Source organism: Candidatus Neomarinimicrobiota bacterium (assembly GCA_012964825.1).
Lineage (GTDB): Bacteria > Fidelibacterota > Marinisomatia > Marinisomatales > S15-B10 > UBA2125.
In genome coordinates this window covers 77,787-98,364 of sequence record DTTI01000035.1, presented here as the reverse complement: position 1 = coordinate 98,364, position 20,578 = coordinate 77,787, and the positions used below count along the sequence as shown (strand labels likewise).

Below are 20,578 nucleotides of genomic sequence, written 5' to 3'. Positions count from 1 at the left end.
GTGGTTGATCTAGTCATAAGAGGCGGGAAAGTAATTGATGGAACGGGTAAACCGGCAGTGAGGGCTGATGTTGTTATCAGTGGCAGCTCTGTTGTATCAGTAGGCGATGCGTCGGAAGTGAAGGGAAATCTTGAATGGGATGCCAGTGGCAAAGTTGTCTGCCCTGGTTTCATCGACATCCACAGTCATGCCGATTTTTCTCTTATGGCTGATCGTCGAAACGAAGGTGCTATCCGTCAGGGTATCACCACGGTGGTGACCGGCAATTGTGGTCACGGTCCGGCCCCTGCTAATGACATGGACCTCGCAAAACGCAATACTGCAGGTTTCAGCGAAAGCTGGGATGTGGACTTTTCATGGGGTTCTTTTAGCGAATATATGGATGCCCTTCTCTCTCCGGGACTTTCTACAAATGTAGCACCCCTTGTGCCGCACGGCTCGGTTAGATTAAGTGTAATGGGTCACTCCACTGGAAAAGCTTCTACTACTGAACTTGAACAGATGAAATCTCTTGTTGAGGAGGCCATGACTGCCGGTGCCGTGGGGTTCTCTTCAGGTCTTGAATATTCCCCGGGGATGTACGCGGATGAGGATGAACTGGTGGCCTTGACAGCAGTTTCGGCAAAACATGGGGGTATCTACGCCAGTCATATCCGAAACAGGGGGGAACAGTTTGAAGAGGCGGTAGAGGAAGCCCTCAGTATCTGCCGAAGGGCTGGACTTCCCGGGCAACTGTCTCACCTAGCGCCAAGGCCCTATGCGCCGGACGGAACTTTTGACCGTGTCCTTGAAATGGTTAACCGTGCCCGCGAAGATGAAAACTTGACCGTTGGTATAGATACTTTCCCTGACGAATGGGGTCCTGGCATGGTTGTGGCACTGCTGCCTCCATGGGTCTATGAAGGGGAGCGACAGGAGGTCCTTAAGCGTTTGGGATCGCCTGAAACAGTTGAAAAATGTCGCGATCATTTTTCTGACCCTACAAATTATCTGCTTCGGCTAGGAGGATTGGAAAAATTCTATCTCTCCTCGTCAATAGCTCATCCCGAACTTGTCGGGAAGAACTTTGTAGAAATCGGCCATATGTTTAATTGTGATCCTGTTGAAAGCATTTTCAGGCTGGTCCTGGCTGATGGAGTCGACTTCTATAATGTTATGTTAAGACATATCTTTGCCACCAGGCCTGAACTTGAAAAACTTCTTATGGATCCCTACTGTAGTATTGAAAGTGATGGCGTTGTGACTGCAACTGATGGTCCACTGTCCAACTTTACCATGAACCGGTCAAGTTTTGGTTACACCATTCGATTTGTCGAAGAATACGTTCTCCGTCACAATCTGTTTACCCTGGAAGAGGCCATCCGTAAAATGACCTCTCTTCCTGCCACCTCAGCCGGTTTGTCAAACCGTGGTTGCATTCAAGCCGGAAAAGCTGCTGACCTTGTTGTCTTGGATTTAGATAGGTTGTCAGATAATAGTACTGACCAGGCGCCTCAAGCTTATCCTTCTGGTGTTGAAATTGTGGTGGTTAATGGTGAAGTAGTGTTGGACCACGGTCACCGTGCGGATAAATTGCCGGGTGGCCTTGCATAAGTCAGCCTAGCTAATGCTGGCAGATAGTCGTCTTGCTAAAGTGTTTTAAAAGAATGCTTTGTCATTCAGCGGGGCTTCATTCTGTTATTGAATAACCCCTTAAGGAGAATCAGTTAATCAGCTGCATACTGAGTTGATCTTGCTGATGGTTTTTACATCATCCATCAATTTGTTATTGTACGCGCGCAGATGATAAGGCCAAATTATTCAGGTACATTATAAGTTAAAACAGACAACTTTTGGTTCGGTCATTTCCTGTAACGCAAACTTAATTCCTTCTCTGCCGAGTCCGCTGTTTTTCACACCACCAAATGGCATGAGATCCACTCTGTAATCAGTGGAGTCATTGATAATAATTCCTCCAACATCCATGTGCTTAATGGCGTGAAAAGCGTTGTTAATATTGCTGGTAAAAATCGCTCCATGCAGACCATAGTTTCCTTCATTGGATTTTTCAATGGCTTCATCCAGGGCGCTGACTTTGTACAACGTCACAACGGGTCCAAAAATCTCCTCGCAGTCCAGTTTCGCTCCAGTGGGCATGTTTTCCATAACCGTGGGTTGAACTAAGCTCCCTTCACGAATACCGCCCGTGAGACAAGCCGCTCCCATTTCCACGGCTTCATCCACCCATTTAATCACGCGTATTGCTTCTTTTTCATTGATCATGGGACCCATGTCTGTGTCTTCATCTAATTGAAACCCAGTTTTGTATTGTTTGGTGCGGACAACAAACTGATTTCTGAATTCACTGTAAATGTTTTCATGGATGTAAATCCGCTGAACGCCGATGCAGTTCTGTCCCACCGCCCAAAAAGCACCGGAAACACAGGATTCCACAGCTGGATCTAAGTCGCAGTCATTCATTACGATCACCGGAGAATTTGACCCAAGCTCCATGCCGACCTTCTTCAATCCAATTTTCTTCATAATCTCTTCCCCTGCTTCCACACCACCAGTGAAAGAGATCATTCGGACACGATCGTCAGAGACCAGAGCATCACCGATCTCATTCCCGTAGCCTGTTACGACAGATAAAACCTTTTCAGGTAATCCTGCTTCTAATAAGCATTCCGCAAGTTTCAGCGCTGAAAGCGGGGTAACGGTTGCCGGTTTCAATACAACAGAATTTCCACCGGCTATGGCTGGCCCCAGTTTATGAGCAACCAGATTCAGCGGATCATTAAAAGGTGTAATGGCAGCGATGATCCCGATGGGGAAACGATAATAGTATCCGACCCGATTTTCAGAACCTTCCGCAGAATCAAATGGAATGGTTTCACCGTTAAGCCGCCGGGCTTCTTCTGCAGAAATTGTGATCGTATTTATCGCTCTTCCCACTTCCTTTCGAGCTTCTTTTATTGTTTTTGAACCTTCTGTTGCAATAGTTTTTGCCAACTCATCGAAGCGGGTTTGCATTATTTTAGCTGTCTTTTTCAAGATGGAAATTCTTCTGTGTACGGGCATGTCTCTGTTAATAGTAAATCCTTCTGCTGCAGATTCTATTGCCTTCTTGACGTCGTCCACAGTTCCTGCTGGAACTGTATCCAACACATTACCGTCGTATGGATTTAGAACGTTGATTTTTTCAGGTTTATCGACCCATTTCCCATGGATGAGCATTTTCATGATTCATTCCTTTTTTGCAAATTATTAATAGACAGAATGTCCGATAAAATGGAAAAACCAGTTTCTGTTTTCCCCGCCCCTGCTCCAACGATAGTTACATCACCTAAAAGGTCTGTAGCAAATGTCAGTGCGTTGGTCGATCCCATTACCCCTGCTAAAGGATGATCCATCGGAATCATTTTCGGTTTTACACTTGCCGCAATTTTGCCATTTGATTTTTCTACAGAACCGATAAGCTTCCATCTGGCATTTTTCTGCTTAGCATCATTGATCATTTCTGGGGTGATACCAGTAATCCCTTCACGATCCACATTTTCGGCAGAGATGTCGGCACCCATGACAACATTGGCAAGAATAATGACCTTTGCCATCGCATCATATCCTTCGACATCTCCAGCTGGGTCTGCTTCGGCATATCCAAGTTCCTGTGTTGTTTTCAGAACATCCTCATAAGATTTCCCCGCTTCCATTTCTGTTAATATATAATTTGTTGTTCCATTCAGAATCCCGCTCACAGCGGAGATGGAACAACCAGCTAACGGTCCCTTTGCAAGGTTCAGTACTGGTGTACCGGACATGACAGTCCCCTCGATGAAAAATTGTACACCATATTTTTCAGCTGATTGCTTCATTTCACTATATTTTATTGTCGCCGGACCTTTATTGCTCGTAACAACATGTTTGCCGTTTTTAAATGATGTTTTACAATGAGTAAGTGCCGGTTCTGCTGTTTTTACATCCGTGTAGGATAATTCGCACACTATATCAGCATTGGAATTTTGAATTGTTGTTACCGCGTCCCACCCGAATTCACATGGTGCTTTTTCACCTTTGGGTTTGTACTCTTCCAGTGATGTACCTGATTTTACTAAATCGAGGAGCTGATTAACATTCAGTCCGTCAGGGCAATAAACAGATCCTTTCAACAGGTCGGAAACTGCCACTACTTCCCAATCAAGATCGTGGTTTTCTTTTAATTCAGTCTTTTTGTTAATTAGAATTTCACAAAGACCTTGGCCTACTGTTCCGAAGCCGATTAACGCAAGTTTGTATTTCATGGGATTGCCTTATAGAATGTATGGTTTATTTAATTCAGGTTTTATTAGAGTGTTTTCAAGATCAAATATGAAAGATCAGGGTGCTCAATCCTGACAGAAATCCGAATCGCAAATGGGTTGATGTATGCCAGTTTCCGGCCTTCTTCCTCTTCTTGCTGATATAATAGATGGAGGGAATATGCTTGTGAAGTTAATTGATCAGCTCACCCATTCTCGGGTCAGTTCCAATCTGTATGGGAAAAGATATCTTCCACCGTTTCTCGGCGTCTGATAAGGCGTGGCTTACGGTTCTCCAATAGCACTTCTGCCGGTTTGGGTCTTGTATTATATTGATTTGCCATACTGAAGCCATAAGCACCAACGTCCATGACAGCGATCAGATCACCTTCCTCTACTTCCGGAAAAGATCTGTCTGTTGCCAGCCGGTCGGTGTTTTCACAGATGCCACCGGTGAAATCGGCCACAAGCTTTTCCGGTGCGTCCGGCTCCCCGACCTTGAAAATCTTGTGATACGTTTTGTAAAGGGCGGGACGAAGGAATGTATTCATACCTGCGTCCAGGCCAACAAAGTTCTTGTAGCTCTCTTTGATTCCTGTGACGCGGGTCAAAAGGAAACCAGCATCAGCGATAATGATCTTCCCCGGCTCGATCATAAACTTCGGGACAGGACCGTTTTCAGGCTCATAGAATTCATGGAATGTTTTACCCAGCTTTCCAAAAAGTTCTTTTGAATCCAGCGGCTCCTGATTGTTCTCATAGGGAATGCCGTAACCGCCCCCTAGGCTGATAAAGGAGAATCTGAATCCAAGTTCTTTCTCAAGTTTCCGAGCGTTTTCCAGTATTGCAGTGAGGAGATGGACAAAATAGTCATTGTCTAGGTTCCCTGAGCCGCTCATGCACTGAATCCCGAATTTCTTAACACCATCCTCTTGGGACATACGATAAGCGTTGGCGATCTTTTCTTCTGGTATCCCGAATTTGGCTTCTTTGCCGGAGGTGACAATTTCAGGGAAGCTCCCGCTACCGAAACCGGGATTGAGTCGGAATGAGACCTGTTTTGGAATAGCGAATCTCCTGAGCCTCTCATAAGATGAAATATCATCGAGGTTCAAATGTTCTGCCGATTCAATGGCCAGTTTCAGTTCCTTGGTGCTCTCATAGTTTCCTGTATAAATACGCCGCTCCTGTTCAATGCCCACTTCGTCGGCAATATACAGTTCACCGGGTGATGAACAGTCGGCGCCCAGGGTCGGGAGCGATTCCTTCATAAGTGAGAGCAAGTGGGGGTTTGTGTTTGCTTTCAGGGCGAAACAGATCTGATAATTAGAGAAGGCTGAAGAAATGTCATTGTCAAGGTTGGTAAGATTTGACAGGAGCTGTTTCTTGACATACACATAAAGGGGAGTACCGTACTGTTGTGCTAGTGCCTCCATGGCTCTGTCATCAGCGATGACGGGGAGCAAAGGGTGGTTTAATTTAGATGCCGCCATAGATTGATTCTGTTTCTTCTTTGAAAATATGACGTTGTGATGAGCTACTCAACCTGTTTAGTATCATCATCAATCTGTTGCACTCTCATTCGGGATGAGTAAATTTGACGGTGAGATGAAAACAGAGGAAGTCCAAAATCTAATTGAAATTGGCCTGGACGGTGCCGAGGCAGAGGTAACCGATCCTCAGAGAACCGGTGATCATTTCTCCGCTACAGTAGCCTGGCGCGGTTTTGAAGGCATGTCTCTCATCCAGCAGCATCAGGCTGTCTACAAAACTCTTGGTGACTACCTTACCAAGGAGATTCATGCACTGCAGTTGAAAACTTCGGCTCAATAAAATAAGGAAGTAAAATCATGGATATGAAGGATGAGATTCAGAAAACAATTGATGAGAATATGGTGGTTCTTTATATGAAAGGGACTAAGGAAATGCCCATGTGCGGTTTCTCCAATTCTGTTGTTCAGATGATGAACAACTACGGAGTTCCTTATGTAGATGTGAATGTTCTGGAAAATCCTGAGATCAGGGTTAATCTTTCTGAGATTACCAACTGGCCCACTATACCGCAGCTTTTCATCAATGGTGAAATGGTAGGCGGCTGCGATATCGCACTTGAACTTCATCAGTCGGGGGAGTTAAAGAAGATGCTAGAGGTTGCTGAAAAGAAGGCGCTCTCAGAAGACGGCTGACCAGACCTTCATTTGTCCTCTTTTTAACTTCGGCTTATATTCCCGCGCAATTTTGGCCCCTTCGTCTAGCGGTTAGGACTCCAGGTTTTCGACCTGGCAACAGGGGTTCGACTCCCCTAGGGGTCACGCCAGATAAAGTCCGCATAAATTGCGGACTTTTTTGTTTGACCGCGTCCTAAATTCCGGAAATTTCTATCTCATGGGTATTTTAATCACAGGATCGTCTGGTTACATCGGGACTGAGCTTTGCCGGCGTCTCCAAGCCGACCGATCAATAGGTGAGATTATCGGTATTGATGTTCTTCCCCCAAGAGAAACATTTGAAAAACTGATATTCTATGAGCGGGACTGTTGTAATGATCTCGCCGATATTTTCCAGAGACAAAAGATTGAGACAGTTGTTCATCTTGTGTTTGTACTCAACCCCATGCACGACAGCAAAAAGATGTACAGGATAAATGTGGGGACCCTGGAGAATGTCCTTGATAATGTGAAAAAGTTTGGAATTCAGCGTCTGGTGGTGACCAGTTCAGGGACAGCTTACGGGGCCTATCCTGACAATCCTGAACGGATCACTGAAGATATGCCTATCCGTGGCCATACATACCAGTATGCCAATGACAAGAAGATTGTTGAAGAAAAACTGGCCGAATTCGAAAAGGAAAACTCTGGGGTAGATATAGTAATTGCCCGCCCAGCGGTGGTTTGTGGTGCCCATATTGGAAACCTCATTTCTCGCTATGTTTCCAAACCTTGGGTTCCTTTGGTGAAAGGCTCTACTGCAAGAGTACAGCTTCTCCATGAAAAAGATGCCGCCGACGCACTGTTTGCTCTGGTTAAAGAAGCGAAAGCCGGAGCGTATAACCTTGGTCCGGAAGAAACTTTAACTCAGGATGAACTGGTCTCTATCACTGGCGGTATACAGTTGAGACTGGGGCCAAGGATCATCCGGATGTTTTCTGGTCTCGGGTGGGCACTCAGGTTAAAATTTCTTTCTGAGGCGCCCAGTTCCATGCTCGATTTTGTGGAGTTTTCCTGGGTGGTGGATGGTTCCAAAATAGAAAGAGAGACTTCTTTTCGGTATAAGCACTCTTCGAAGGATTCCTTGCGTGATTTTGTGGCTGCGACCAAGCAATAATCTGTGGCGGTTCTCCACCCTTTTGTAACACATTTCCCAATTGCACTTATCACCGCAGCGGCGATGATGCAGTTAATTGTTCTCATCCGTCCCGGCTGGATGGACAAAAGAGCGCCCATCTGGACTCTCGGTTTTTCACTGGCCATGTCCTTTTCTTCAATGCTTTCAGGACAAGCTGCCGCCAATGCCTCCATAAGTGAATCTGGACTGAATGGGCCGGTTCAGTCGCTCATGGAACAGCATGAAAACTTTGCTACTTTCACTGTCTGGACCTCCCTGGTGGTTCTCATCGGTTGGTTGTGGCTACACTTCCGATTTCCTGGTGACCGGCGGATTGATCTGGTTGTATTTGCGTTTTTGATACTCCTGACTGTGGCCGTTCTTTACACCGGATATTTTGGTGGTCAGCTCATGCATTACGGCGTTGGGGTTGGTCAATTTTGAATCGGCGCCGGTTCTTTCGTAACCTTGCCGCAGTAACCCTGCCCCTGGCCGTCCCACGACTTTTTTCCCGTGATGAAGATCCAGCTGGCGTCCACCTTCCATCAGGGCCCATCGCTGACGTTCACGTACACCTGTTGGGGAGCAATCCGGATAACGGCTGCTTTTTAAGTAAACGTTTCCAGCGATCCTTTGCTTTGAAATTCTCGCGGCTGTTTGTGGACTTCGGCTCCGGCGAAACGCCCGAAGAACAAGACCGGGCATATGTAAATCGGCTCATGGATCTGATTGCCAAACTTCCCGACAGTTGGCGTGGGGTTCTTTTAGCAATGGACGGCATTTATGACTCATCCGGTCAGCTCGATTTTGGCGAAACTCTGTTTTTGATCCCAAACGATTATGTCTTGTCCGTAGCGTCTGAGACTGAAAAGTTGGTGCCGGGTGCTTCCATCAACCCCTACAGAAAAGAGGCCCTTTACGAGCTGGAACGTGTCGCTTCCCTAGGGGCGGCTGTGGTGAAGTGGATCCCCAATACCATGGGCATCGACCCTTCCGACAAACGAATAGTTCCTTTCTACCGGCGCTTGAATGAACTGGAAATGGCACTACTTACACATACGGGTACCGAATATGCGGTGGGCGGTGCGGTGGATCAGAAATTGGGAAACCCTCTGCTCCTTCAGTTACCGCTGGAGGAAGGGGTGACCGTAATCGCGGCCCACTGCGCATCGGGAGGAGGGGACTCCAACGGTCCTTACTTCCGCCAATTCCTCAATATGATTGATGACTTTCCAAATCTCTACGGTGATATTTCAGGTCTTTCTCTTCTTCACAAATCATCCAGCTTGCGACACCTGATAAGGAATCCTCACTATTTTGACAAACTGTGTTACGGCAGTGACTTCCCTCTCTATTATACTCCCGCTACCAGTCCGTTATATTTTCTCGGTCTCATCTCTATGTCAAAGGCACTGGAACTTCAGAAAATTGACAACGATCTGCTGAGAGATGTTTCTACTTTAATGGAGCTGAATGCACCGCAACCATTTTTCAGGCGGGGGTTTGAAGTTGTGAAAAAGTTGAGAACTGCCGGCTCGTGAAACATTTCTGGAAAATGCTCACCATTGTACTCAACGTGGTACCAAATCCGGTCGGCCGGCTGCTGACACTATATCGCCGGGAGCCAGCTGTGGAAACATCATTTTACACCACAACCGAAGGTGAAACTGTGCCCATGCGCATCTATCATCCCGCAAAGTTGAAGAATGCACCGGCACTTGTTATCTATCCCGGTGTCACACCAGCAGCAGAAGAACACGAAGCCGTCAATATGCTTGCCCGTGCCACAGCTCTGGCAGGGGTCAGGACGTTCCTGCCACGCATACCCGCCATGAAGGAGGTTTTTGTTCGGGAGGAATCAATTGAACATATGATAAACGTTTATGAAGCTGTAGAGATACGAGAGGATATTGATAAAGAACGGATTGCGTGTGCAGGCATGAGTTTCGGTGGAAGTCTTTTTATAAAGGCGTGCTTGGATGAGCGGTTAAAAAACCGGCCGGCCAGTGTAATCTCCTACGGGAGCTATTTTGATATCAAAGAGTCGCTCCAGTTTGTTATCACCGGCCGCTGTTCAGACGGGAAAAAGGAATATGTTTTCGAGCCACACAACTGGGGCCGAATTGTCTTTTTCTATAACTACCTGGAATATCTCGATAACCCATGCAATCCTGAAAACATACGCGCCTACCTGCTGGATCAGGTGGCCAATGACGGAGAAAACGAGGGAGAACTTTATGCTTCTTTTCCAAAAGAAGATAGAATCCTTATTGACAAAATTGTATCCGACCAGAGCAAGGAGTCTGTGGAGATGGTGCAACAAGTGATGGATAAGATTGAAAATATACTGTTGCCGCTGTCCCCGGTTCAATTTATTGATGAAATTGACTTTCCACTCTATCTAATTCATGGTGCCAGCGACACCATGATACCGTTTACGGAAACTGTCAGATTCAGACGGGCTCTCGAAGAGAGAGGGAAAGAGGTTCACACGTTCATCAGTACTCTTTACGCTCATTCGGAAATAGAGGGACACGGTAAAGGACCTCTTGGATTCATCTCTGAGCTTTGGCGGATGGGCCGCTTTATAAAAATGATGTTGAAGCCGGTTTTGTAGCGTTAGGCCCGCGAATATTGCCGAAAAACCGCTCGTCGGGCACTCGTCGAAAAAACTTGACTTTCTCGACGAGAAAGTGATAATATCCGCGGCGGGATGCACTTATAGCATTCTCTAACTGAAAAATAAGGAGAATATCATGGCTGAAGTCGTCGCAAGAACAGGCGTTAGAAAAGAATCTGGATATCTGTATTACCTCGGAAAGAACGGTAATGTATGGCGTTCCAAGATGGCCCGTGCAGGTAAAGGTGGAGGCAATGCGGAAGAAGTTGCCAAAGCTGGTGTTAATCGGCAGTCAGGTTACCTGTACTATATTGATAAAAATGGTGATGTTTCCAGATCTCCAATGGCCAGAGGCCGCTAATATCTGAGTCATAAAGACGGTAGAAAACCCCCGGACTCCGGGGGTTTTTTTTGTTGTTGTAGCGGAACTTCATAATCGCCGTTAAATTCCCAGCAATTCACATAGATTGGAAAGAACGCAGATGAAACGTCTTATTGTTATTGCATTATTTTTCTCAGTTGTTGGAGCTCAGGTTGACTACAATTCAAAAATCCAGCCCATTTTCAATCAAAATTGTATCAGCTGTCACACAAGTGGCCACAGCAGTGGACTCAACCTAACCTCTTATGCTGAAATGATAAAAGGCGGGAACAGTGGTGTGGTAGTCAAAGCTGGAGATGCTGCCAACAGTCTGGTGATACAACGTTTGGAGGGGTCTGTTTCTTCACAGATGCCACCAAGCGGTGCACTTGCTGATTCCACCATTGATCTAATTAAACAATGGATAAATGAAGGGGCGGCGGAGAATATTTCTATTACTACTGAAAGTCAATTGCCTTCACACTTTGAGATTTTAGGAAACTATCCCAATCCGTTTAACCCCTCCACAAGAATCGTCATTAACACGATGACTCACGTCCAAGGGCAGGCAAGTATAGTTACGATTTCCGGTCGGTCGGTCTACGATTTTGGCCCTATCACTCTTAAGCCCGGGAGCAATTCTCTTGTCTGGATGGGAAAGAATTATCGTGGTATCACGCTCTCTTCTGGCATCTACATTTTTATTCTAAAGTACGATGATCGCATCCTGGCGCATAGAATGGCACTTCTGAAGTAAGGCGTTACATTTATAGTTTCACTAACGATTGAAAAATAAGATTCCTCGAATCGGATCCCCTATAGGTCTATTCCTGCTACTTGGCTGCGTTGATATGGGGAGCGAACCAAAAACAGATGACAATTCCAATGAGTCAGTCAGTTTCTCCAGTGACATCCAGCCTGTTTTTGATATCAGCTGTGCCACGTCAGGATGCCACAGAGCGGGACACTCAACCAACCTCAATCTAACGAAAGGGAACAGTTACACAAATCTCGTTAATGTGAAATCAATGAATTATGCTCCATTAAAATTGGTGGATCCTGGCAAGTCGGAGGATTCAGTCCTTTATCTGAAAATAGTGGGAAGTTCCGAGACCGGTTCAAAAATGCCGCCTGGTGGTACACTCAGTGATGCCAGTGTCGCCAATATCCGAGCCTGGATTACCGAAGGTGCTGAGAACAACTAAAGAGAGTCAACGATTGCTTCTCAGAATAGCCATCTCCTTTCTATTGGTACAATCAGCTAGCGCTATCCCTCGTTTTGCCATCAAAGAGGGGTCATCGTGCAATACTTGTCACGTGAATCCCGCCGGAGGAGCCTTAAGAAATGACTACGGCATGCTGATCGTCTCAACTGATGAACTGCCCATGCCTACAACAGGTTCGCTCATCACTCTGGATGACGTGGGTCAACTGACTGATCATCTCCGGATCGGTGCCGACCTGCGAATACAGGCCATCACCGATAGCGAGGAGTCAACTGCTTTTCCCATGCAGACAGATTTGTATGCCTATTTTGATCTAAAAGGGATGATGGGTCTTTACGTAGAGTTGGAGGTACTGCAGGAAAATACGGAGTACTGGACAAACGCTTTCTTTCCATTCCTCAACAGCTACGTCAGGGTAGGAAGAATGCGACCCATGTACGGACTCATGCTGGACGATCACACCTCTTTCATCCGGGGAGGGAATCTACAGAGAACTCACGGCCTTCTTAAAGAAGGGCTACCCTTTTCACCTTTGACTCCTCCGGTTAATACTGCAGAGCTGGGTATGTTCAGGTCAGACTTCCTGTTTACTGCGAGTCTCTCAAACGGATTTTTGGCAGGCGAAGCAGCTGAAGCCACTTTTCTCGGGCCGCCATCTAATCGAACAGCAGTCATCAGAGCTGAGTATTCCTCCTCTCTAGGAGATTATAGTGGTTTAGCAGGTGCATCGTACCTTTCCGAAGGTGACACAGAGATTAAAGGTTTTTTTGGCGGTATCTCCCGTGATCGGCTCACTTGGACAGGCGAGGTGGATTTTGCCGGTGGCTGGACAGGTGACGTAAACAGTGTGGCTTCCTACAGTGAGATCGCCTGGATGATAAAACCGGGAATACATTTGCTTGCTAAATATGATTTTTTTGATGAGGATATTGAATTACTGGAAAATGCTCTTTCTAGATTTTCGTTGGGTGCTGAACTTTACCCATTCAGTTTTCTGGAGTTAAAGATTCAAATGAGAAAAACACATGTGTCGGGCACCGGAATGTCACCGATTGAATTCCTGTTTCAGACCCATGCCTGGTTTTAGAGAGGAGGAAAATGAAAAGAATATTGATAACCCTTCTTTTGGTGGCCGTTTCCCACACACTGGAGGCACAAGACACGAAAAATATCAAGATACTCTCTTTCAAAACGAAGAAAGAGGTGATGGATTTCATGAAAAAGAACATTGCCCCGTCACTTGGCGTAAAATGTGCCTACTGTCACAATGTACGTGATTTTCCATCTGATGAGAATAAACATAAGGAGATTGCTCGCCAGATGATGATCATGACCCAGAACATAAACAAGAACACCCTAAATCCACTGGCTTACGAACCTGTTACTTGCTGGACGTGCCATCGAGGGAACATTTATCCTCCAAGGAGCAAAGATGATAAGAAAAAAGGCCACGAGCATTGATTTGAGGAGGTGAATTATGTCTATTGAAAAAGCAGTAGCGTACGCTGAAGAAAACAGGGACCGTTTTCTTCATGAACTGAAGGAACTGGTAGCCATCCCCAGTGTCTCCAGTAGTTCGGAGCATAAGCAAGATATACAAAGGTGTGCTCAATACGTCAGGGATGCGATGAAAGTAGTTGGTTTTGAACGGGTAGAAATGGTGGAGACAGAAAGACATCCAATCGTCTATGGAGAATGGCTTGGTGCTCCAGGTTGTCCAACGGTATTACTGTATGGTCACTACGATGTTCAACCTGTGGATCCACTTGAATTGTGGGAAACGCCTCCGTTTGAAGCATCTGAACGTGACGGACGCCTTTATGGCCGAGGAACGGTTGACGACAAGGGACAGTTTTATCTTCACCTTAAAGCTATGGAATCTTGGATGAAAACAGCTGGCAAGCTTCCTTTGAATATCAAATGTATTGTCGAGGGTGAAGAAGAGGTCGGAAGCGAAAGTCTGGAACCTTTTCTCAAAGAAAACCAGGATATGCTCGCCGCTGATGTGGCTGTGATTTCAGATACCAGTATGGTAAAGAAAGGATGGCCTTCCATCACATACGGTTTGAGAGGTATCGCCTATTTCCAGATCGATCTCAGGGGATCAGAACAGGATCTCCATTCCGGTATATTCGGTGGTGCCGTGAAGAACCCGATTCATGCATTGACGGACATCATAGGGCAGCTGAAAGATATTGATGGGCACGTCACTATTCCCGGTTTCTATGACAATGTAGTGAATGTGGCAGAGGAAGAGCGGGCCGCTATGGTTGAGCTCCCTTTTGATGAAGAAGTTTTCCGGCAGGAGGTGGGTGCACCGGAACTGACCTGGGAAAAAGGTTATTCTGTGCTGGAAAGTCTCTGGTGCCGTCCGGCCCTCGATGTGAACGGCATCTGGGGTGGATTTACGGGCGAGGGGTCAAAAACGGTTATTCCGGCCGAGGCACACGCCAAAGTGAGTGTGCGACTCGTCCCAAATCAGGAACCGGATGTAATTGGTAACCTGTTTGAAAAATACATTAATGAGATATCCCCACCTGAAGTGGAAATAACAGTGCAGCGCATGCACGGCGGCAGGCCTTTTTTAGGTGATCTGACTCATCCTGTCTTTGGTGCCGCTAGCCGGGCCCTGGAAAAAGGGTTCGGGACAAAAGCAGTTTTCATCCGTGAAGGTGGATCAATCCCCTTTGTAAGGGACATGACCGACACTCTGGACCTACCGTGTCTCCTTATCGGTTTCGGTCTGCCCGGAGAGAACGCCCACGCCCCCAATGAATGGATCGATTTGGAGAATTACGCCTTGGGGACGCTCAGCGCCATTCATCTGTACCAAGAACTCAGCGAGATGTAAGAAGGTGCAACCAGTGTTCCTGTCGGACATTCATCTCGGCCGGTTCATTCCATTCTTATTGATTGCTCTCCATCTAGAAGTTATGGGGCAGTCAGCACCTGTCGTCAGTAAGATCAGTGTGGAAGGTAACATTGTCACCAAGGAGTATATTATTTGGCGGGAGATCCTGCACCCGCTAGACGTGCACTTGGACAGCACAATCGTCAGCGAAGACCGAGACCGCATAGATAACCTCGCGATTTTTAGTAGCGTTCTCTGGGGTACGGTTCCTCAAAAAGATGGGTCAGTGGAGCTTGTCTACCAGGTGTTAGAGAGTTGGCGAATCTGGCCCGCGGCATCACCCATATATTGGGAAGACAAAGGGTGGTCTCTGGGAGGCGGCGTAAGAATATTAAACTTCCGGGGCCGAAATCAGGCATTTGCGGTAGGTGGTGCTATTGGCGCTATCCAAATGTTTGGTTTCCAATATTCTGATCCTTGGATTGCCGGGGATCATATTTCTCTATCTATGAATTTGGGAAAGAATCTATTCATTCACCCGTTTCTGCCTTATGTTCAATCTACTGAAGCTTTTGAAGCAAACTTAGGGCGGTGGTTTGGATATCGCTGGAAAGTGCAAGCAGGTTTCGAGTTGGAGCACAAACAGTTTACTGAAGAAAGCGATACACTCTCATTCACCTACATAGCTCCTCAGGGATCAGTCATTTATGACACTCGCGATATTTACCGAGACCCCAGTAGAGGAGGAATGATTGCTCAAAGTTTTTATTCTATGATTGACTTAACCCAAGGTGATGGGAATAGACTTGTGTGGACGCAGTCCGTCAGCCAATACTGGTCGCCCATTCAAGGGCGAAAAAAATTGACTTTTGGCGTTGGTGTCAAACTAGCTACTTCTTTTGGCTCTATGGACGAGGTATGGCTGAGCTATTTCGGTGGCAATTCAACTGTTCGAGGTTGGTCAGTGCCCAATAGTGAAGATTATGCAAATCCATCACAATCATTCAGGTTTGGTAACCATCGATTCATTTTTTCAGCGGAGGCACGCCAAACAATTATTCCAACTTCATCGGTTTCAGCATCGATGTTCAATGCGGAATATGGATTAACCGGTGTCGCTTTTTTTGATTTTGGTTATACTTCCAGGCAGCTTCATGATCTCTTTAAAGGTGACCCTCTTTTGGGCACAGGCTTTGGTATCCGAATGCCAATTCCGGGTGGCGTTATTCGGTTCGATTTTGGGTGGTCATTCTATTCGGGAGCATTCATCTCAAAAGGAATTAACTTCGGATTAGGACAAAAGTTTTAAGCTGTATTAAGGGTTAGAGTGATTCTTGCGGCCTAACAGAACAGCCTTCTCAAACAGTTCCTCATTCCCCTGACGAAGTCGGCTGATATTGTCCCGGTGAGTTAGGAACACAAAGACAGGCACTATGACGGAAAAGATTACCAGGGGCTGGGACGGTGGCGGGAAACCGATCAGCGGCAGAAGAATGACCACCAGTGGCAGAGTAACCGATGCTGTCATGGAACTGACGGAAACATATCCCCAGGTAATTAAAGTGATCCCAAATGTGAAGATGCATACGCCTACAGCAATGGGATAGAGGGCAATCATCATGCCCGTCAGTGTGGCAATTCCTTTCCCTCCCCGAAAACTGGCGAAGATTGTGAATGTGTGACCCAGAACAGTTGCGGCCCCGGCCACTATCTGAATGATGGCAATGTCCATTTCTATGGAATTAACATAAGGGAGATAAGGGACCCATGCCGTTGCAACCCATCCCTTAATAATATCAACTGCACCTACTAAAAGTCCCGGTTTCCATCCGATTACTCGGACAACATTGGTCATACCGGCATTGCCACTTCCGTGCTGGCGAATGTCTATTCCGGCCACTGACTTTGCTACAATTATACTTGTAGGGAAGGATCCAACTACATAACTAATGATTATAATGATTATAAAGGTCAAAAAAAGTTCAAATAAATTTTGTTTTGTTGAGGCAACTTTTCATAGGTTTGAGAGTAGTATTAGCATTTCATCGGCCCGGGAGATCTGTCTCACCCTCCTTAACCCCACTTTTCTTTCGGGCCGTTTTTCTATTCAGATTTGCTGGCAATCATGTTTTTTTCAGGTGCCAGCATACCGCCAGAGATAATTGCTTCCAATCCTTCTTTTACGGATAGGTTTGGATCTATGGCGTCTTCCTGCGGAATGATTAACATAAAACCTGAGGTGGGATTGGGTGTGGTAGAGACGAACAGATGGTAATAGGGTTTGCCGTTTTCGTCTTTTGACTGGCCGGTGACAAACGCCAGAGTCCAGCTTCCGGGCCGGGGATAGGATATCAGCACTGTTTTCTGGAATGCTTTGCTGGATCCACCGCTGAAGGATTGGGTTAATTGCTTTGCAGTTCCGTAGACAGAATTCGCCAGAGGAATCCTGTTCAAGATAGCTTCTCCAAAAGAAACGAGTTTTCGGCCAAGAATGTTGGTTACCAAGACACCCAGAAAATACATGAACAGAAGTGTAATGATAACGCCTAGGCCTGGGATATGAATGGGAAAGAGCGGGTCTAGAATGGGTGCTGCAAACCCATCAAAAAAACGAAATAGAATAGTCAGTAACCAAATAGTTACAATTATTGGGGCACTGGTGACCAACCCTGCCACAATCTTCCCACGGAGGTGTTTCATTACTGACGTCATAATTCTTTGAGAATAAAGTTAACTCGTCCCTCTAAACAGGTCAATCAGAATGGTGCCTAGAGACAGCCTTCATGCTTAAGGAACCATTTCTTCGTGGGGAGGCCCCCGCCATAGCCACCCAGGGAACCATCGTGTGCGATGACGCGGTGGCATGGTATAACGATTGGAATAGGGTTACTTCCGTTTGCACTCCCAACGGCACGAACCGCTTTTTCTTTGTTAATTTGAACAGCTATATCCTTGTAAGAAGCTGTCTCCCCGAAAGGGATATCCGCCACTTTCTGTAGTGTTTTTTTTCTAAAGGGTGTGGTGCGCAGATCTAGAGGGAAAGTGAACTCTGTTCGTTCGCTATTGAAATATTGTTGGAGCTGACTGATTTCATCAGATAAAGATTCGGAATCTTCAATAATATCTTCCTCCGGAAACCGATCTTTGAGCCAGTGAAAAAATGAGCTATCGTGTTCAGAGGGGAGGCTGATCTTACAGATGCCGCGGCCTGTTTTGGCCATTAGCAGTCTTCCTATAGGAGTGTTCAGAGAGGCGTAAGTGATCACACCCGGAGATTTTCCGGTCGGATGGGCAGCTTACGAATTCGAATACCGGTAGCATCAAAAATGGCATTGGCTACAGCTGGAGCAACAGGTGGAAGTCCCGGTTCGCCGGCGCCGCCGGGGGCCTCGTTGCTTTCCACGATGTAAGTTTCAACTTTTGGCATTTCATCTATTCTCAAAAGTTCAAACTCATGGAAATTGGACTGTGCCACGGCACCGTCTTTAATAGTGATCTCACCTTTCAGTGTGGATGTGAGACCGAAAACAATGGAGCTCTCCATCTGCATTCTTACACCGTCGGGATGGACAGCAAGTCCGCAATCAATGGCACATACAATACGATCCACACTGAAATTGCCATCGCTGTTCACTGTTACTTCAGCTACATGGGCAGCCCAGGATCCGAATGATTTATGTACAGCAATGCCTCGACCTCGCCCTTTGTCAAGCTTTTTACCCCATCCTGCCTTTTCAGCGGCAAGTTCCAGGACGCCAACGTGCCGCGGTGATTTCTTCAAAAGTTTCAGACGAAATTCGTATGGATCGATATCGGCGGCATGGGCCAGTTCATCAATGAATCCTTCGTTGGCAAAAGCGTTCTGGGAGTTGTAGACCGACCGCCACCATCCAACAGGCACCTCTGTATTGGTCATTACATAGTCCACAAGAATATTAGGGATTTCATACGGCACATTGCTGGCCCCGTTTACAGCACTCCGGTCCAGCTTTCCTTTAGAAAATGTCTCAGGGCTCCGTTGAGCGGAAATGGATGGCGCTATGACGCGATGAGACCAACTGGTGGCCCGGTTCTTTTTTGTCATGGATGCTGATAGTTTATGGATACTTGTGGGCCGGTAAAAACCGTGAGCCATGTCCTCCTCCCGGGTCCAGAGCATTAATACAGGTTTACCGGTTTTCTTTGATATTTCTACGGCATCTGTGACGTAATCTGCCCATAACCGCCTGCCAAAGCCGCCACCTAGCATTGTCACGTGAACTGTCACTTTCTCTTCAGGAATACCCAGTGCTTCGGCGGCCGTGGTCTGAACCCGTTGTGGCACCTGAGTAGGGACCCAGATTTCACATTTCCCGTTATTTACATGCGCCACACAGTTCATAGGCTCCATGGTGGCGTGCGATGTGAACGGAACCTCGTAGACCATTTCTAGAACATTGTTAGCATCTTTTTGGGCTTGGGCAACATTCCCTTCATCACGGGCCACCACAGCATGGCCAAGACCCTTCTTTTTCATCATGGCTCTGATACGGCTACTGTTCCACTTGACAAATTTGCCATGCTCCCATTTGATTTTTGCAGCCCGCTGCCCTTTAATAACTGCCCAAGTGTTTGTACCGACGACGGCGATCCCTTTTTCAATTTCGAAAATATCTTTTACACCATTAATCTTCTTGGCTTCGCGGGAATCGAAAGATTTTACTTTCCCGCCAAAAGTAGGGCACCGGATAACGGTTGCATAGAGCATATCAGGCAGTTGAACATCCATACCGAACTGTGCTGAGCCGTCAACGCGAGACGGTGTATCAAGACCAGGCATCGATTTTCCAATAAACTTGAAATCTTTGGGGTTCTTTAACGGTGGGTCATCCGGAACGGGCAAATTGGCCGCTTTTTTAGTTAATTCTCCAAAGGTGAAATGGCGGCCAGTTGAACTGTGTACCACCTTTCCATTGGAAACTGTACACTCGGATTTATTCACATTCCATTCATTTGCTCCTGCTTCAATGAGCATCTCCCGGGCGGCAGCGCCCGCTTTTCGTAATTTCTCAAAAGAGCGCCTGATGGAACCGCTACCGCCTGTTCCCTGACTACCGTATTTGTCAGGGTGAGCATCCGCTTGAGCGATTTTGACTTGAGACCAATCCGCGTCCAGTTCGTCAGCAATAATCATGGGGAGGGATGTACGGACTTGCTGCCCCATTTCAGATTTCGCAACTGTAATGGTTACAGTATTATCAGGATTGATTGTTAGGAAAGCGTTTGGCTCGAACGGCTCAGCTGGTAATAGTCCTGCCTCCACGAGGCGCTCTTTGGCCGGTAGGAAAACTCCGATCATGAGCCCTGCCCCGGCAGTAGAAGAGACCTTAAGAAAATCACGGCGGCTAACAGTAGACTGAGCCATCAAATTTCCTTCGCTGCCCTATGTATTGCCTTGCGAATACGTTGATAAGTTCCACAGCGGCACAAATTCATTTTCATGGCCACATCAATATCATCATCGGAGGGATCGGAATTTTGCTCTAGCAAAGCCGCGGCAGTCATGATCTGACCGGATTGACAGTAACCGCATTGCGGAACTTCCTCATCAATCCAAGCCTGCTGTAGGGGATGAGAGACATCCTTCGAGAGGCCTTCAATGGTAGTAATTTCAGAACCGTCGGCGTATTCCACTGAGGTCATGCAGGACCGGGTTGGTTCTCCGTCCAAATGAATAGTGCAAGTCCCGCAGAGTCCTCTACCACAGCCAAACTTTGTACCGGTGAGTCCTATCTCATCACGTAGAACCCATAAGAGAGGCATATCGTCTTCTACATTGACGCGATGTTTATTGCCGTTGACGGTGAGTGTATATATTGCCATACCCTTGACGAATGTAACCCTTTGATTGGGTTATGTCAAGTTTGGGAGTGTTGTTGT

22 protein-coding genes and 1 tRNA gene are annotated in these 20,578 nt (G+C 46.6%); 15 read left to right on the top strand and 8 right to left on the bottom strand.

What is annotated here, in order from left to right; genetic code table 11:
- The gene (locus EYO21_03265) at positions 1-1,593 is read left to right on the top strand and encodes a hypothetical protein (GenBank protein HIB02831.1); all 1,593 of its coding nucleotides are present in this window, start codon (positions 1-3) and stop codon (positions 1,591-1,593) included.
- A 216-nt stretch (positions 1,594-1,809) separates the two neighbouring features.
- On the opposite strand, the gene EYO21_03260 is transcribed toward EYO21_03265, so the two are convergent.
- From EYO21_03260 to lysA, 3 genes are all read right to left on the bottom strand, one after another.
- The gene (locus EYO21_03260) at positions 1,810-3,222 is read right to left on the bottom strand and encodes an aldehyde dehydrogenase family protein (protein HIB02830.1); all 1,413 of its coding nucleotides are present in this window, start codon (positions 3,220-3,222) and stop codon (positions 1,810-1,812) included.
- On the bottom strand, positions 3,219-4,280 hold the full coding sequence (locus EYO21_03255) for a homoserine dehydrogenase (protein HIB02829.1): 1,062 nt from the start codon (positions 4,278-4,280) through the stop codon (positions 3,219-3,221). The genes EYO21_03260 and EYO21_03255 overlap by 4 nt, the downstream gene beginning before the upstream one ends.
- A gap of 218 nt (positions 4,281-4,498) precedes the next feature.
- Complete coding sequence (gene lysA / locus EYO21_03250; protein ID HIB02828.1) at positions 4,499-5,770, bottom strand: diaminopimelate decarboxylase; 1,272 nt, start codon at positions 5,768-5,770, stop codon at positions 4,499-4,501.
- Between the two features lie 115 nt (positions 5,771-5,885).
- Between lysA and EYO21_03245 the strand changes: the two genes are divergently transcribed.
- The 14 genes from EYO21_03245 (at position 5,886) to EYO21_03180 (ending at position 15,968) form a co-directional block, all read left to right on the top strand.
- The gene (locus EYO21_03245; GenBank protein HIB02827.1) at positions 5,886-6,110 is read left to right on the top strand and encodes a BolA family transcriptional regulator; all 225 of its coding nucleotides are present in this window, start codon (positions 5,886-5,888) and stop codon (positions 6,108-6,110) included.
- A 17-nt stretch (positions 6,111-6,127) separates the two neighbouring features.
- A complete protein-coding gene (grxD, locus tag EYO21_03240; GenBank protein ID HIB02826.1) occupies positions 6,128-6,463 on the top strand; it encodes a Grx4 family monothiol glutaredoxin in 336 nt (111 codons plus the stop codon).
- Positions 6,464-6,517: 54 nt separating this feature from the next.
- Positions 6,518-6,589: transfer RNA gene (locus EYO21_03235), tRNA-Glu, on the top strand.
- A 73-nt stretch (positions 6,590-6,662) separates the two neighbouring features.
- Positions 6,663-7,601: an NAD-dependent epimerase/dehydratase family protein gene (locus EYO21_03230; GenBank protein HIB02825.1), complete on the top strand. Its 939-nt coding sequence runs from the start codon at positions 6,663-6,665 to the stop codon at positions 7,599-7,601.
- 3 nt (positions 7,602-7,604) lie between these two features.
- Positions 7,605-8,045 carry a hypothetical protein gene (locus EYO21_03225; protein HIB02824.1) on the top strand — a complete coding sequence of 147 codons (441 nt, stop codon included), beginning with the start codon at positions 7,605-7,607 and terminating at the stop codon, positions 8,043-8,045.
- Positions 8,042-9,142, top strand: coding sequence for a hypothetical protein (locus EYO21_03220; GenBank protein HIB02823.1), 1,101 nt, complete (start codon positions 8,042-8,044; stop codon positions 9,140-9,142). The genes EYO21_03225 and EYO21_03220 overlap by 4 nt, the downstream gene beginning before the upstream one ends.
- Positions 9,139-10,218 (top strand): hypothetical protein, encoded by a 1,080-nt coding sequence (locus EYO21_03215; GenBank protein HIB02822.1) that lies wholly within the window; start codon positions 9,139-9,141, stop codon positions 10,216-10,218. The genes EYO21_03220 and EYO21_03215 overlap by 4 nt, the downstream gene beginning before the upstream one ends.
- Before the next feature lie 139 nt (positions 10,219-10,357).
- Positions 10,358-10,582, top strand: coding sequence for a hypothetical protein (locus EYO21_03210; protein HIB02821.1), 225 nt, complete (start codon positions 10,358-10,360; stop codon positions 10,580-10,582).
- 121 nt (positions 10,583-10,703) lie between these two features.
- On the top strand, positions 10,704-11,339 hold the full coding sequence (locus EYO21_03205; GenBank protein ID HIB02820.1) for a hypothetical protein: 636 nt from the start codon (positions 10,704-10,706) through the stop codon (positions 11,337-11,339).
- A 94-nt stretch (positions 11,340-11,433) separates the two neighbouring features.
- Entirely contained in the window at positions 11,434-11,787 is a 354-nt protein-coding gene (locus EYO21_03200) for a hypothetical protein (protein HIB02819.1), read from the top strand.
- Positions 11,788-11,800: 13 nt separating this feature from the next.
- On the top strand, positions 11,801-12,895 hold the full coding sequence (locus EYO21_03195) for a hypothetical protein (protein HIB02818.1): 1,095 nt from the start codon (positions 11,801-11,803) through the stop codon (positions 12,893-12,895).
- An 11-nt stretch (positions 12,896-12,906) separates the two neighbouring features.
- Positions 12,907-13,269, top strand: a complete 363-nt coding sequence (locus EYO21_03190) for a c-type cytochrome (GenBank protein HIB02817.1) — start codon at positions 12,907-12,909, stop codon at positions 13,267-13,269.
- Between the two features lie 16 nt (positions 13,270-13,285).
- Positions 13,286-14,659, top strand: a complete 1,374-nt coding sequence (locus tag EYO21_03185; protein ID HIB02816.1) for a dipeptidase — start codon at positions 13,286-13,288, stop codon at positions 14,657-14,659.
- Positions 14,580-15,968, top strand: coding sequence for a hypothetical protein (locus EYO21_03180; protein ID HIB02815.1), 1,389 nt, complete (start codon positions 14,580-14,582; stop codon positions 15,966-15,968). The genes EYO21_03185 and EYO21_03180 overlap by 80 nt, the downstream gene beginning before the upstream one ends.
- A gap of 6 nt (positions 15,969-15,974) precedes the next feature.
- Here EYO21_03180 and plsY read toward each other — a convergent pair whose 3' ends face one another.
- From plsY to EYO21_03155, 5 genes are all read right to left on the bottom strand, one after another.
- Positions 15,975-16,634 carry a glycerol-3-phosphate 1-O-acyltransferase PlsY gene (plsY, locus tag EYO21_03175; protein HIB02814.1) on the bottom strand — a complete coding sequence of 220 codons (660 nt, stop codon included), beginning with the start codon at positions 16,632-16,634 and terminating at the stop codon, positions 15,975-15,977.
- 128 nt (positions 16,635-16,762) lie between these two features.
- Positions 16,763-17,371 carry a DUF502 domain-containing protein gene (locus EYO21_03170; protein ID HIB02813.1) on the bottom strand — a complete coding sequence of 203 codons (609 nt, stop codon included), beginning with the start codon at positions 17,369-17,371 and terminating at the stop codon, positions 16,763-16,765.
- 56 nt (positions 17,372-17,427) lie between these two features.
- Positions 17,428-17,880 carry a methylated-DNA--[protein]-cysteine S-methyltransferase gene (locus EYO21_03165; protein ID HIB02812.1) on the bottom strand — a complete coding sequence of 151 codons (453 nt, stop codon included), beginning with the start codon at positions 17,878-17,880 and terminating at the stop codon, positions 17,428-17,430.
- A gap of 41 nt (positions 17,881-17,921) precedes the next feature.
- Positions 17,922-20,063, bottom strand: coding sequence for a xanthine dehydrogenase family protein molybdopterin-binding subunit (locus tag EYO21_03160; GenBank protein HIB02811.1), 2,142 nt, complete (start codon positions 20,061-20,063; stop codon positions 17,922-17,924).
- Positions 20,063-20,521, bottom strand: a complete 459-nt coding sequence (locus tag EYO21_03155) for a (2Fe-2S)-binding protein (protein HIB02810.1) — start codon at positions 20,519-20,521, stop codon at positions 20,063-20,065. The genes EYO21_03160 and EYO21_03155 overlap by 1 nt, the downstream gene beginning before the upstream one ends.
- Between the last annotated feature and the right edge of the window lie 57 nt (positions 20,522-20,578).